The 12,543-nt window shown below is 65.8% G+C and carries 12 protein-coding genes; 3 read left to right on the top strand and 9 right to left on the bottom strand.

Annotated elements, in window-relative coordinates; all coding sequences use genetic code 11:
- Window positions 1–41 precede the first annotated feature (41 nt).
- Entirely contained in the window at window positions 42–539 is a 498-nt protein-coding gene (locus D9V32_RS16650) for a twin-arginine translocase TatA/TatE family subunit (protein WP_220700662.1), read from the bottom strand.
- 87 nt (window positions 540–626) lie between these two features.
- Here D9V32_RS16650 and D9V32_RS06070 point away from each other — a divergent pair, with 87 nt between their 5' ends.
- Entirely contained in the window at window positions 627–1,256 is a 630-nt protein-coding gene (locus D9V32_RS06070) for an O-methyltransferase (RefSeq protein WP_121648012.1), read from the top strand.
- Window positions 1,257–1,373: 117 nt separating this feature from the next.
- Here the strand turns inward: D9V32_RS06070 and D9V32_RS06065 are convergent, their stop codons facing one another.
- From D9V32_RS06065 to dapE, 6 genes are all read right to left on the bottom strand, one after another.
- Window positions 1,374–2,480: a substrate-binding domain-containing protein gene (locus D9V32_RS06065; protein WP_121648011.1), complete on the bottom strand. Its 1,107-nt coding sequence runs from the start codon at window positions 2,478–2,480 to the stop codon at window positions 1,374–1,376.
- 47 nt (window positions 2,481–2,527) lie between these two features.
- A complete protein-coding gene (gene mmsB / locus D9V32_RS06060) occupies window positions 2,528–3,784 on the bottom strand; it encodes a multiple monosaccharide ABC transporter permease (RefSeq protein WP_121648174.1) in 1,257 nt (418 codons plus the stop codon).
- Window positions 3,785–3,789: 5 nt separating this feature from the next.
- The gene (gene mmsA / locus D9V32_RS06055; RefSeq protein ID WP_121648010.1) at window positions 3,790–5,340 is read right to left on the bottom strand and encodes a multiple monosaccharide ABC transporter ATP-binding protein; all 1,551 of its coding nucleotides are present in this window, start codon (window positions 5,338–5,340) and stop codon (window positions 3,790–3,792) included.
- 199 nt (window positions 5,341–5,539) lie between these two features.
- Window positions 5,540–6,592 (bottom strand): LacI family DNA-binding transcriptional regulator, encoded by a 1,053-nt coding sequence (locus D9V32_RS06050; protein ID WP_183086198.1) that lies wholly within the window; start codon window positions 6,590–6,592, stop codon window positions 5,540–5,542.
- A gap of 256 nt (window positions 6,593–6,848) precedes the next feature.
- A complete protein-coding gene (locus D9V32_RS06045; protein ID WP_121648008.1) occupies window positions 6,849–7,022 on the bottom strand; it encodes a DUF3117 domain-containing protein in 174 nt (57 codons plus the stop codon).
- Between the two features lie 310 nt (window positions 7,023–7,332).
- A complete protein-coding gene (dapE, locus tag D9V32_RS06040; protein ID WP_121648007.1) occupies window positions 7,333–8,430 on the bottom strand; it encodes a succinyl-diaminopimelate desuccinylase in 1,098 nt (365 codons plus the stop codon).
- Between the two features lie 135 nt (window positions 8,431–8,565).
- On the opposite strand from dapE, the gene dapD reads away from it, so the two are divergent.
- Window positions 8,566–9,531, top strand: a complete 966-nt coding sequence (dapD, locus tag D9V32_RS06035; protein WP_121648006.1) for a 2,3,4,5-tetrahydropyridine-2,6-dicarboxylate N-succinyltransferase — start codon at window positions 8,566–8,568, stop codon at window positions 9,529–9,531.
- A gap of 139 nt (window positions 9,532–9,670) precedes the next feature.
- Window positions 9,671–10,339, top strand: a complete 669-nt coding sequence (locus tag D9V32_RS06030; RefSeq protein WP_121648005.1) for a CYTH domain-containing protein — start codon at window positions 9,671–9,673, stop codon at window positions 10,337–10,339.
- Here the strand turns inward: D9V32_RS06030 and D9V32_RS06025 are convergent.
- Window positions 10,336–11,394, bottom strand: coding sequence for a hypothetical protein (locus tag D9V32_RS06025; protein ID WP_121648004.1), 1,059 nt, complete (start codon window positions 11,392–11,394; stop codon window positions 10,336–10,338). The genes D9V32_RS06030 and D9V32_RS06025 overlap by 4 nt on opposite strands.
- A complete protein-coding gene (locus tag D9V32_RS06020) occupies window positions 11,391–12,512 on the bottom strand; it encodes a hypothetical protein (protein WP_121648003.1) in 1,122 nt (373 codons plus the stop codon). Before D9V32_RS06020 ends, D9V32_RS06025 begins: the two co-directional genes overlap by 4 nt.
- Between the last annotated feature and the right edge of the window lie 31 nt (window positions 12,513–12,543).

Genomic DNA, 12,543 nt, shown 5'->3' with positions numbered 1-12,543 from the left:
CCGTTGGCGTGGGCAGTGCCCGCCCTAGGTGCAGTGCCTGCCTAGGTTGCGTCGGGGTCGAAGGGTGCGTGCTCCACCGGCTCGCCCGCCATGATGGCGCGCAGTCGCACGGTCGCGGACTCATCAATGCGCGGACCTGAAGCTGCCGGGCCCGAGGCCCCCGGCCAGGAACCGGCCGAACCGGTGGCAGCTGCCGCACCGGCCGCTGTACCGGCGGCAGCGGCCGCGGTGCCCATACCCGTGCCGGCCCCGGCGCCCGCGCTCGCGGCGGGCACCTCGGCGTCATCCGAGAGCGCCTCACGAATAATTCGGCGCGGATCGTACTGCCGAGGGTCGAGCTTTTTCCAGTCGACCTCGTTGTACTCCTCGCCCATGTCGTCCTTGAGGCGGTCCTTCGCACCGCTGGCCATCTCCCGCAGCGAGCGGACGAGGCGAGCGAGCTGAGAGGCCAGCTGCGGGAGCCGATCCGGGCCCAGCAGGAACGCCGCAAGCACGCCGATGATCAGCAGCTTGTTGAACGAGAACCCGAGGTCAAACACCCCTTCAGCCTACCGCGCCGCGTCGCGCTCGGTGTACCCGGAGACACCTGTAATGTAGAGGGGATCGTTCAGACGGAAGGGCACACTATGTCCGAGCAGGATTCAAACTGGAAATACGCCGACGACATCGTCATCGAGTCCGAGGCGATTCGTCGTGCCCGCTCGCAATCGCTTGAGTTTGGCCTTGACCCCGTCTCCCCCGCGCTCGGTGCCCAGTTGGCCGTTTTTGCCGCCGCGAGCCGAGCTGCGAACATCATCGAAATCGGCACCGGTGCCGGTGTGTCGGGTCTGTGGCTGCTGCAGGGGTCGACCTCCTCGGTGCTGACCACGATCGATCACGAACCCGAGCACCTGGCCGCCGCCAAGCAGGCCTTTGCCGATGCCGGTATTCCGTCTTCCCGGCTGCGCCTGATCGGCGGCCCGGCTCTCGACGTGCTCACCCGCATGAACGAGAACAGCTACGACATCGTGCTCGTGGATGCCGACCCCGCGCAGGTCATCGAAACCGTTGAGCACGCCCTGCGCCTGGTGCGCCCGGGCGGCACCGTGCTGGTGCCGCACGCGCTCTGGCAGGGCCACGTGGCAGACCCGGCCAAGCGCGATGACATCACCACCGCGTTCCGCACGCTGGTGGAGGAGATCGCCGCCTCCAGCGCCGTGGTGAGTGCGCTGTCCCCCGCGGGTGACGGCCTCCTTCAGCTGACCATCCGCGCGTAGAACCCACGCGCACCAAAAGGGCCGATATCCACCCGGATATCGGCCCTTTTGTTCTGCCCGTAAACGGAACGGCGGGCGGGATCCGAGGATCCCACCCGCCGGGTGAACCGAACGCTACTACTTGGTGAGCGGCGCCAGGGTCGGGTCGTTAGCGTACGCCTCGGCGGCGTTGGCCTTGGTCACGATTACCGGCGGCAGCAGGTAGGCAGGAACGATCTTCTTGCCGTTGTTGTAGTCGGTGTCGTTGTTGGTGGTCACCGGCTTGCCGGCCTGCAGCTCCTTGGCCATCTCGATGGCCTGCTTCACCAGGTTGCGGGTGTCCTTGTTGATGGTGGAGTACTGCTCGCCGGCCATGATCGACTTGACCGACTCCGCCTCGGAGTCCTGACCGGTGATGATCGGGAGGGTCTTACCGGCCGACTTGACCGACGCGATGATGGCGCGGGCCAGGGTGTCGTTCGGGGAGAGTACGCCGTCCAGCTCGGTGCCGGAGTAGTTCGCGGCGAGCAGGGTGTCCATGCGGTTCTGGGCGTTCTCGGCCTTCCAACCGGCGGTGGCGGTCTGCTTGATGTCGGTCTGACCCGACACAACCTTCAGGGTGCCATCGTCGATCTTCGGCTGCAGCACCTTCATCGCGCCGTCGAAGAACACGGCCGAGTTGGCGTCATCGGAGGAACCCGAGAACAGCTCGATGTTGTACGGGCCGTCGGCCTTCTTGGCCTTCATGCCGTCGAGCAGGGCCTGACCCTGCAGCTCGCCGACCTTGAAGTTGTCGTAGGCCACGTAGTAGTCCACGTCCTCGGTGTTGAGGATCAGGCGGTCGTAGGCGATAACGGTGGCACCGGCCTCCTTCGCGGCCTTCACCTGCGGGCCGAGCTGGCTACCATCAGCGGCACCGATGATGATGACCTTCGCACCCTTGGTGACCATCGACTGGATCTGGTTCTGCTGGTCCTGAACCGGCGACGAGGCACCGGCGTACTGAACGTCGCCCTTGAATCCGGCTTCCTTCAGGCCGTCGGTGAACAGGTCACCGGCGAGAACCCAGTTCTCACTGGTCTTTGCGGGCAGTGCCACACCGATCAGGGAGTCCTTCGCGAATCCGGCAGCGTCGCCGCTCGAGGAGGAGGAGGGGGTGCCTGCGTCACGGCTGGAGCAGCCGGCGAGGGTGAGTGCCGCAGCAGCCGCGATGGCGACGGTGGCAAGTGCAGTCTTGCGGAACATAGCTTTCTCTTTCTGTTTTGTGATTGAGGTATTGCGAGTGGAAAAATTTAGGACTTGTTGACGGGAACGCCCAGCTCGTCGCCGTTGCGGTTGCGACGGGCGGTGAGGGCCCCGATCACGGAGAATCGGCCGCTGTTCTTGTTGATCACGTCGATGGCAACGGCGGCGAGGAGCACGAGGCCCTTGATGATGAGCACCTTGTCAGAGCCCACACCGATCAGCTGCAGACCGTTGTTCAGGAAGGCCATGACCAGACCACCGATGATCGAACCCGGAACGGTTCCGATACCACCGGCCACCGCGGCACCACCGATGAAGACGGCGGCGATCGCGTCGAGCTCCCAGTTGGTACCGTCCATTGCGCCGGCGGCACCGGCCCGGGCGATGTAGAGCATTCCGGCGAGGGCGGCGAGCATCGACATGTTCATCATGACGAGGAAGTTGATGCGCTTGGTGTTCACACCGGAGAGCTCGGCGGCCCGCTTGTTGCCACCCACGGCGTAGATGTGGCGGCCGATGATGGTGCGGCGGGTCAGGAACGAGTAGAGCAGGATCAGGATGATGAGCACGATACCCGAGTTCGGGAAGCTCTTGCCCACGTCGGCCCCGGCGAACAGGAAGGTGGCGAAGGCGATGATCGCGGTCAGCAGCGCGAGGCGCACCACCACAACCCAGGTCGGAACGGCGTCGGCACCGGTGCGCTGTGCGGCACGACGGGCACGAATATCGCGCCAGATCACGGCGACCACGGCGATCAGGCCGAGCAGCAGGGTCAGGTTGTTGAACCCGGTGTTGGGGCCCACCTCGGGCAGCACGCCGGCGAGGAGCGACTGGTAGTCGTTCGGAACCGGCACGGCGGTGGAGTTACCGATCATGAGCTGCAGACCGCGGAAGAGCATCATGCCGGCGAGGGTCACGATGAATGCGGGGATGCCCACGTACGCCACCCAGAAGCCCTGCCAGGCACCGATGATCAGACCAACCACCAGGCCGGCGATGATCGCCAGCGGCCAGGGCACGTTGAAGTCGTTCATCATCTTCGCCACGATCACGCCGGTGAGGGCCGCGACCGAACCGACCGAGAGGTCGATGTGGCCGGCGATGATCACCATGACCATACCGATCGCGAGGATCAGGATGTAGGAGTTCTGCGAGACGACGTTGCTCAGGTTGGTGGGCAGCAGGGTCGCGCCGTCGGTGAGACCGTTGAAGAGCAGGATGATCACTACCAGGCTGACCAGGATGCCCAGCTGACGCAGGCTCGAGGTGTTGCCGTTACCGAAGATCTTCTTCAGGTCTTTGATGCCGCTCATGCTGCATTCGCTTTCTTTTGGGTGGCGGTCATGCTCTTCATGAGCAGTTCTGGGTCGGCCGTTTCGGCCGTGAACTCGTTGGTGATGGCACCCTCGAAGATCGTGTAGATGCGATCCGAGAGGCCGAGGAGTTCGGGGAGTTCGGAGGAGATCAGGATGATTCCCTTACCCTGGGCGGCGAGCTGCTGAATGATCGTGTAGATCTCAAACTTCGCGCCGACGTCGATGCCGCGGGTGGGCTCATCGAGGATCAGGATGTCCGGGTCGGTGAACATCCACTTGGCGAGCACCACCTTCTGCTGGTTTCCACCGGAGAGGGTGTCCACGCCGCTCTCGACGCTCGAGGTCTTGATGCGAAGCTTTCCGCGGTAGTCCTCGGCGACCTCGTGTTCGGCGCGCTCGTTGACGACACCGGCGGAGGAGATCTTGGTGAGCTTGGCCGAGACGACGGAGCGCTTGATGTCGTCGAGCAGGTTGAGCCCGAGGGCCTTGCGGTCCTCGCTCACGTAGGCGATGCCGTGTTTGATGGCCTCGGCCACGTTGCGGATCTGGATTTCCTGGCCGTCCTTGACCAGCGTGCCGCTGACGAAGTTGCCGTAGGAGCGGCCGAAGATACTCATCGCCAGTTCGGTGCGTCCGGCACCGACGAGCCCGGCGAGGCCCACGACCTCGCCGCGGCGCACGTGCAGGGTTTCGCCCTTGCACACCAGGCGCTCACTCGAGGTGGGGTGCTGAACGGTCCAGTCGTGCACCTCGAAGAAGGACTCCCCCACGGTGGCGAGGCGGTCCGGAAAGCGGGACTGCAGGCTGCGTCCCACCATGCCGCGGATGATGCGGTCCTCGTCCACCGCACCCTCGTCCACCCGGAGGGTTTCGATGGCGTGGCCGTCACGAATGATGGTGATCGAGTCGGCGATCTGGGCGATCTCGTTGAGCTTGTGGGAGATGATGATCGAGGAGATCCCGCGCCCCTGCAGGCCCTTGATCAGGTCGAGCAGGTGCTGCGAGTCGGTCTCGTTGAGGGCCGCGGTGGGCTCATCCAGGATGAGCAGCTTGACCTGCTTGGCGAGCGCCTTGGCGATCTCGACCAGCTGCTGCTTGCCCACACCGATGTCCTTGATCTGGGTGTCCGGGTCTTCGCTCAGACCCACCCGGGCGAGGAGTTCAACGGCGGCGAGGCGGGTGGCCTCCCAGTCGATCGCACCGCGCTTGGTGACCTCGTTGCCGAGGAAGATGTTCTCGGCGATGGAGAGCTCGGGGATGAGGGCGAGCTCCTGGTGGATGATGACGATTCCCGCGGCCTCGCTGGCGCGAATGTCGCGGAAGCGCTGCACCTCGTTCTGGTAGACGATGTCTCCGCTGTAGGTTCCGAACGGGTAGACCCCGGAGAGAACCTTCATGAGGGTCGACTTGCCGGCACCGTTCTCGCCGCAGATGGCGTGAACCTCTCCGGCACGAACCGCCAGGTTGACCTCGGAGAGGGCGAGAACGCCCGGGAACTCCTTGGTGATGTTTACCATCTCGAGGATGTTGGGCTTAGCGGCCATCGGGGAACACCTCCCGCAGAGCGGTCGGCGCGATGATCAGGGTGAGCATGGGCTCCCTTTCGCTGGACAACGTTGTCACTCCCGCTCGAAAGCGGTGCTGTGGCCAAAATGTGACCGTTCACATTTCGTATCAATAAAGTAGGCCCATCCTGGCGACGATGTCAATCTCGGAGAGGTAACGATTCGCCAAGGGGCCGTTTTAGGCTGATATTGCGGGGGTTCGACCCGGCCAGTTCGGGCGTGTCGAAACCGGGGCGGTGGACTCCCGCACGAGCAGCGGCGCGTGCAGCACCACCGACTGGGCACCCTCACCCTCGATCTGGGCGATGACCTCCTGGATCATCCGTCGACCGACCATCACGAAGTCCTGCCGCACGGTGGTCAGCGGCGGGAAGAAGTGCCCGGCATCGGGCACATCGTCGAACCCGACCACGCTGATGTCCTCGGGCACGCGCAGGCCGGCCTCCCGGAATGCGTGAATGAGCCCGAGTGCCACCTGGTCATTGAGGGCAAACACCGCGGTGAATGGATCGCCGCGCAGCAGCTCCTTGCCCGCCTGGTATCCAAAGCTCGCGGTGTGCTCCCCGAGGATCGGCGGATGCAGGCGCAGTTCGGCCTCCCCGATCGCCGCGAGGAAGCCCTGCATGCGCTCATCGGCCTCGATCCAGTTCTGCGGGCCACCGACGTGCAGGATCTCGGTGTGCCCCAGCGAGATGAGGTGCTGAACGGCCTGATAGGAGCCCTGATACTGGTTCACGGCGACATTGAAGGCCCCGGGCCGGCTGAGTGAATCGGCCACAAACAGCGGCACCCCCGGCGCGTTTGCCGCGACGGTTGACACCAGTTTGGCCTGCGGGGCGATCACCACGATGGCCTCCACGCCCTGGGCGAGCAGGCGTTCGATATCGGCGTCGACACCGTCTCCGATGCCCATTGCGGTCACCAGCGCGAGACGGTAGCCGTTTGCGTTGGCCTCCTGCTCCATCGCGATCATCATGGCCTGCGGGCCGTAGAGCGCGGTGGAGTGCGTCGAGAGCACGCCGATCATTTTTGTGCGCTGGGAGGCGAGCACCCGCGCGGCCTGATTGGGCCGGTAGCCGATCTCCTCGATGGCCGCGAGAACGGCCTCCCGGGTCTTATCCCGAATTTTTGGCGAGTTATTGAGTACTCGCGAAACGGTTTGGTGAGACACCCCCGCCGCGGCCGCGACGTCGCGAATATTGGGTGCCCGACCGATGGGTCGTGCGTTCACTTTCACTCCTCAGAGCAGAACGGGACAACTGCGATGTCGCCCTCGGAGATGGGGCCCGGTGCTCACAAGGCAGGATGCGGCCTTCCCGGAATGCGCGACGCATCTGCGTCTTCGCAACCACTCTCCACACGATACAACACGTCATCGAACACTCGGAGAAAGTTGTCAGAAGTACGTCGAATCGGTTCGATCCCGAGGACGACACTGCCCCGGAGTTTCCGAGGAAACTCCGGGGCAAGGTCAAACCAGTGTGCGTTTAGGCGGGCTCCACGACTCCCGAGAGGACCCTGTGGAGTTCCTTTGCCTCTTCGTCGTTCACCGAGACCACGAGCCGTCCGCCGCCCTCGAGCGGGACACGCACGATGATCAGGCGCCCTTCCTTTACGGCCTCCATTGGTCCGTCCCCAGTCCTGGGCTTCATCGCTGCCATTCGGTTCCCCTTCCGTGGTTTCCTGTTCCCATTATCAGCCATTCGTGGGGCCGGTGGAAATCCATGGCGATCAATGACGCCCCCACTCACCCGACAGCATGCGTCCGCAACCACCGGGCCACACCGAGATGAGCCTCGCGCGACCCGGGAGATAAATAGGCCCACATCTGGGGTTATTTATTTTGACCCGGGAAGCGGCGTGGGCAATTGAGCATTCAGAAAGCGTCAGGCAATACCCAAAACTGGGCGTATGAGATCTCGCGACACGATGGGTAATTTGGGCCGCGTCTGGCCGCAATACCCCTCCCGTCTAGCGTGTTTTGCCACCGAGCCAGGCACGCAGACCCCGCTCGCAGGCGGTGATTTCGGCCACGTCCACGCGCTCGTCATCGGCGTGGGCACGCAGCGGATCTCCCGGCCCGTAGTTGACCGCGGGGATCCCCAGTGCCGAGAATCGGGCGACGTCCGTCCAGCCGTATTTGGGCAGCGCGGGCACGTTCAGCGCCTCCAGGAAGCGCTTCGCGAGGGGCGCATCGAGGCCCGGACGGGCACCCTCGGCGCGGTCTACCACGGTGATGTCCCACTGCCCGAAGAGCTCCTCCAGGTGGGCGATGGCCTCATCGGCGCTCTTGTTCGGTGCGAAGCGATAGTTGATGTGCACCATGCACTCATCCGGGATGACGTTGCCCGCAATTCCACCCGTGATACCCACGGCATTCAGTCCCTCGCGGTAGACCAGGCCCTCGACCTCGATCTGCTGCGGCTCATAAGCGGCGAGTGCCGCCAGGATGGGCGCGGCCGCGTGAATGGCGTTCTCCCCCACCCAGGCGCGGGCCGAGTGCGCCCGCTTCCCGCGGGTGCGAACCTCGATGCGGACGGTGCCGTTACAGCCGCCCTCGACCTCGGAGCGGGTCGGTTCACCGAGAATCGCAAAGTCCCCAACGAACAGGTCGGGTCGGGCTTCGGCGAGCAGGCGGAGGCCGTTGAGGTCGCTCGAAACCTCCTCGTTGTCGTACCACATCCAGGTGATGTCCACGGCGGGTTCGATGAGCTCTGCGGCCAGCAGAACCTGCACCGCGACGCCCGCCTTCATGTCCACGGTGCCGCGGCCCACGAGGTGGTCAATCCCGTCGATTTCCACGCGCTGAACGGGAAGATTGTTGTTGATCGGGACGGTGTCCACGTGCCCGGCGATGATGACGCGCTGGGCGCGACCCAGATTGGTGCGCGCGGTCAGGGTGTTGCCGTGGCGGATGAGCTCGAGGTGTTCGAAGCCCTCCAGGGTCGCGACGAGACGATCCACGAGGTGGGCCTCGCCACCCGATACCGAGGCCTCGTCGCAGAGGTCTTGGGTGAGCTGGATGGATCCGGCGGTGAGGTCAAAGGGCAGCGCGGCAGTGGTGGACATACCCCGATTCTAGGGTGTCGCCTTCTCTCCGGCGACCTCGGCCGAGCACCCACCCAGCCGTGAATTCCCCGTATTCGCACGCGTGTGCACCACAACGTTTCCGCGTGGAGGCCCCGAATTCGCTAGCCTTACCCTATGAGTGCTACTGACGCCGCCGCGACCCCCGACCACGCCTGGGGCTACGGCCTCGCAACCATTACCGATGCCGGCACCGTGCTGGACACCTGGTATCCGGCACCCGAGCTGGGCACGCTGCCCGCGGGCCGCGAGCCGTGGATCACCCCGGCCGAGATCGAAGACCTCACCGGTCCGGATGAGCGCCGTGGTGTGCGCCTGGAGTCGGTGACCGTGGAGATCACCCTTGCCGCGGCCCCCGCCAGCACCTCGGATGCCTACCTGCGCCTGCACCTGCTGAGCCACCTGAAGGTTGCCCCGAACACCATCAACCTGGATGGCATCTTCGCCTTCCTGCCGAACGTGATGTGGACCACCGCGGGCCCCGTTGACCCGGAGTTCTTCGACGCCAACCGCCCACGTCTGACCCGCGCCGGGATCAGCCCGGTGGGTCTCGATAAGTTCCCCCGTCTGCTCGACTATGTGAGCCCCGCCGGCGTGCGCATTGCCGACGCCTCGCGCGTGCGTCTCGGCGCACACCTCGCCCCGGGCACCACCGTGATGCACGAGGGTTTTGTGAACTTCAACGCCGGTACTGTGGGTACCTCGATGGTCGAGGGCCGTATCTCGCAGGGCGTGATCGTGGGCAACGGGTCGGACATCGGCGGCGGTGCCTCGATCATGGGCACCCTCTCCGGCGGCGGCACCCAGCGCATCACCATCGGCGAGCGCTCGCTGCTCGGCGCCAACTCGGGCATCGGCATCTCGATCGGAGATGACTGCGTGGTCGAGGCAGGCCTGTACGTGACCGCGGGTACCAAGGTCACCCTGCTGGATGGCGACCGTGCAGAGCCCCGCCGGGTCAAGGCCGCCGAGCTCTCGGGCGTCGCCAACCTGCTGTTCCGCCGCAACTCGCTGACCGGTGGCGTCGAGGTGCTGCCGCGCTCGGGCGTGGGCATCGTGCTGAACGCCGCGCTGCACGCGTAGGTGACTTTCAGACCGGCCGGGGCTATGTGCCCCGGCCGGTTTGTGTTTCCTGGCGCGCTTTGTGTTTCCTGGCGCGCTTTACGTAGCCGCGTGTAGCGGTGGGTTGGTGCGGCGGCTGTTTTCCCGGCACACTGGAGTCATGACCGGTGCGCGCGAGATTGAACGTAAGTATGACGTCCCCGAGGGCGCGGCCCTGCCGAGCCTCACCGGCGTGCTGCCGGGCTTTACCGCCGGGGAGCCGCACACCTTCGAGATGAGCGCAACCTATCTGGATACCGCGGATCACGCCCTCTCGACCGCACGTACGGCTCTGCGTCGCCGCGAGGGCGGACACGATGCCGGCTGGCATATCAAGGTGAGCACGCAGGAGGGGCGTTTCGAGACGCAGTGGCCCCTGGATTCACCGGTCTCTGCCTCCGCGACCTCCGTGGCCCCCTCGGACGCTGAAATTCCCGATGTGGTGCGTGCCGAGCTGGCCTCCCGCTTTGGCCTGGCCGATGCGAGCTTCGCTCCCATCGCGGTGCTGCGCACGACCCGCACCACGGTCATCCTGCGCGATGCCGAGGGCCGTGACCGGGTCGAGATCGCCGACGATACCGTGGTCGCCCTCGACGTGGCGGCGGGTATCACGAGCACCTGGCGGGAGTGGGAGGCCGAGTTTCTTCCACTGCCCGGCACCGATGGCAACGGTGCGGCCGCCGAGGCCGAGGCCACCTCGCTCCTCAACGTGGTCGAGATTCACCTGCGCGCCGCGGGGGCTGTACCCGCGGCGTTTGGGTCGAAGCTCGGCCGTACGCTCCGCCGCTAGAGGTGCATAGGGAGCCAGGCGGCGATGATCGCGATGGCTCCGAGCACACACGTGGAGAATGCGAAGTAGCTCGCCGTCGAGGTGCGGCGCACCCCGCGGGCGAGGAGCGCGAACACCACCGCGAGCACCATGAATACGGTGATGGCGATGTGTGGCACGCCGGCCCAGTCGAGCGCAGCGTTTTCGGGAATCCGGACGCCGAATCCCGCGGCGGCGAAGCGGTCCAGGGTGAGCATCCAGCCCAGGGTGAGGCTCGCGGCGGCGGCGATGGTGAGCCGCAGCGCGGTGCCTCCCCGGCCGCGGCCGGGGAGGGGCCGCAGGTTGTCGCCGTCGCGGTTGCTGTGGATGCGCGCGATCAGGGTGAGTGCACCGATCAGGTAGCCCCCGAGCACGTAGCCGGCACCACCCGACCAGGCCATGACCAGGACATACGAGATTCCGAACTGCACCACGCTGGCCGTGGCCTGCGCCGGGTGTACCCCGTGCAGGAACTGGGAGAGCAGCGCGGCGAGGGCGATGCCGAGCACCACGGCCACCGGCACGCTGATGCGCCGGATCCGCTGCGCCTGGGCCGAGGGAGGGGTTTCCGGCCGCATCAGGAACACCGCCTGAGCCGCCCACACCGCGCTGATCGCGAATCCGAGGACCACCACGGAGGCACGATCCTGCACGGGGTTCTCCCCGATCACCGGGGCACCCGCGATCGCTTCGATCGTGGCCAGGGTGAGAAATGGCGTGCCGATCGAGGCACCCAGCAGAATGCCGCTGACCACGACCAGGAGCGGACTGTTGTTGCTGAGGCGACGGATGCGGTCCACGTGGTGGGCCACGAGCATCGATCCGGCGATGATCAGCGGGGCGGCCGTCAGCACCACCTGCTGACCGTAGTATCCGCCGCCGAAGAGCAGCGGGATAATGGTGCCCAGCGCGAGAATAACGAGCGCATGGCATACCGCGATGAGGTTGAGCCGGGTTGCCCGCCAGCGACGCAGTGGCGGACGCTGCCGGGGCACGACAGGGTCGGAGCCCTGAGCGATCACGGGGATCCGAGTCATGCGCCGGTGCTTTCTAGTACGTCGGTGAGTTCCGAGTACGGGATGAGTGTGGGCGCGGCCGATGCCGCGTCAAAGGTGGTCCAGGCGGCGGTCAGGGCGAAGGTAGCGAGCACCGCGGCCGCGAGAATGAGTCCGAGCCCGCGCCTCGATCGGCGCACCATCCAGGCGGCGACGGCGGCAAGGATTCCCAGCGCGAACACCACGGTGATGCCCACCCGCGGGATGCCTGCGGCGGTGAGGTAGTCGGTGTTTCCCGGGTACTGGTTGAAGGCGGCCTCGGCGATGCGGTCGAGGCTCAGCATCCAGCCGGTGGTGATCAGGGCGAGCGTGGCGAGGGTCAGGCCCGCCCCCGCTGCGCGCGTGGAGGACTCCGGGCGGGAACGGATCTCCGGTTCATCGCGGCCGGTTCCGATGCGGGCCACGACGATCAGCCCCCAGAGGAGGAGGGCACCGATCACGTATCCGGGGATGCAGTAAAACGGGCCGAGCATCAGCATCGGGATGAACACGGAGGCGTGGGAGATGGGGGCGGTGCCGCCTTCGATGACGTTGATGATCACGTAGATGGTCGGGATCGCGATGAATGCCGCGACGACCGCGGCCACCACGATGATGCGGCGAGCGCGGAGCGTGAGGATCTCGGCACCGCGGGTGGGGGCGGTCAGAATCGCCCGGCCGAGCGCCACCCAGATGAGGCAGAACAATCCCCCGGCGATCAGCAGCACCGCACTCGCGACGATCTCGGAGGGCGGCCGCACTCGCCCGATTTCCTGGATGACCGTCAGCGTGATCATGGGCGTCCCGATGGCGGATCCCAGCACCACGGCGCTCACAATGACCAGCGGGCCGGTTGAGTTGCTCAGTAGTCGGATTCGTTCCAGCCCGTGAGCCACGATGATCGCGCCGATGACCACGGCCGGCGCATTGCCCATCACCACAAACAGCAGGCTCTCGTAGGTGCCGATCAGCGGCGGGGTGAACGCGGCAATCGCGACGATCAGGACACCGGCGAGTGCACCTCGAACGCTCGTGCCCGAAAACAGCCGGGTCACCGCGGCGGACGGGGTGACGCGCATTGCGCTTGAGGGGTCGTCGACCGTGGCGGTGGGGATGCTCATGACCAGAGGCTACTGTCTCGGCCCCGGATGC

This window comes from Mycetocola tolaasinivorans (assembly GCF_003667565.1).
Classification (GTDB): Bacteria; Actinomycetota; Actinomycetes; order Actinomycetales; family Microbacteriaceae; genus Mycetocola; species Mycetocola tolaasinivorans.
This window is presented reverse-complemented; position numbering and strand designations above follow the sequence as displayed.

What these genes read in the sequence shown, in the direction of transcription:
- D9V32_RS06070 (WP_121648012.1), top strand. Translation starts at nt 627, where the DNA reads ATGTCCGAGCAGGATTCAAACTGGAAATACGCCGACGACATCGTCATC.
- D9V32_RS06065 (WP_121648011.1), bottom strand. Translation starts at nt 2,480, where the DNA reads ATGTTCCGCAAGACTGCACTTGCCACCGTCGCCATCGCGGCTGCTGCG.
- mmsA (WP_121648010.1), bottom strand. Translation starts at nt 5,340, where the DNA reads ATGGCCGCTAAGCCCAACATCCTCGAGATGGTAAACATCACCAAGGAG.
- D9V32_RS06045 (WP_121648008.1), bottom strand. Translation starts at nt 7,022, where the DNA reads ATGGCAGCGATGAAGCCCAGGACTGGGGACGGACCAATGGAGGCCGTA.
- dapE (WP_121648007.1), bottom strand. Translation starts at nt 8,430, where the DNA reads ATGTCCACCACTGCCGCGCTGCCCTTTGACCTCACCGCCGGATCCATC.
- dapD (WP_121648006.1), top strand. Translation starts at nt 8,566, where the DNA reads ATGAGTGCTACTGACGCCGCCGCGACCCCCGACCACGCCTGGGGCTAC.
- D9V32_RS06030 (WP_121648005.1), top strand. Translation starts at nt 9,671, where the DNA reads ATGACCGGTGCGCGCGAGATTGAACGTAAGTATGACGTCCCCGAGGGC.
- D9V32_RS06025 (WP_121648004.1), bottom strand. Translation starts at nt 11,394, where the DNA reads ATGACTCGGATCCCCGTGATCGCTCAGGGCTCCGACCCTGTCGTGCCC.
- D9V32_RS06020 (WP_121648003.1), bottom strand. Translation starts at nt 12,512, where the DNA reads ATGAGCATCCCCACCGCCACGGTCGACGACCCCTCAAGCGCAATGCGC.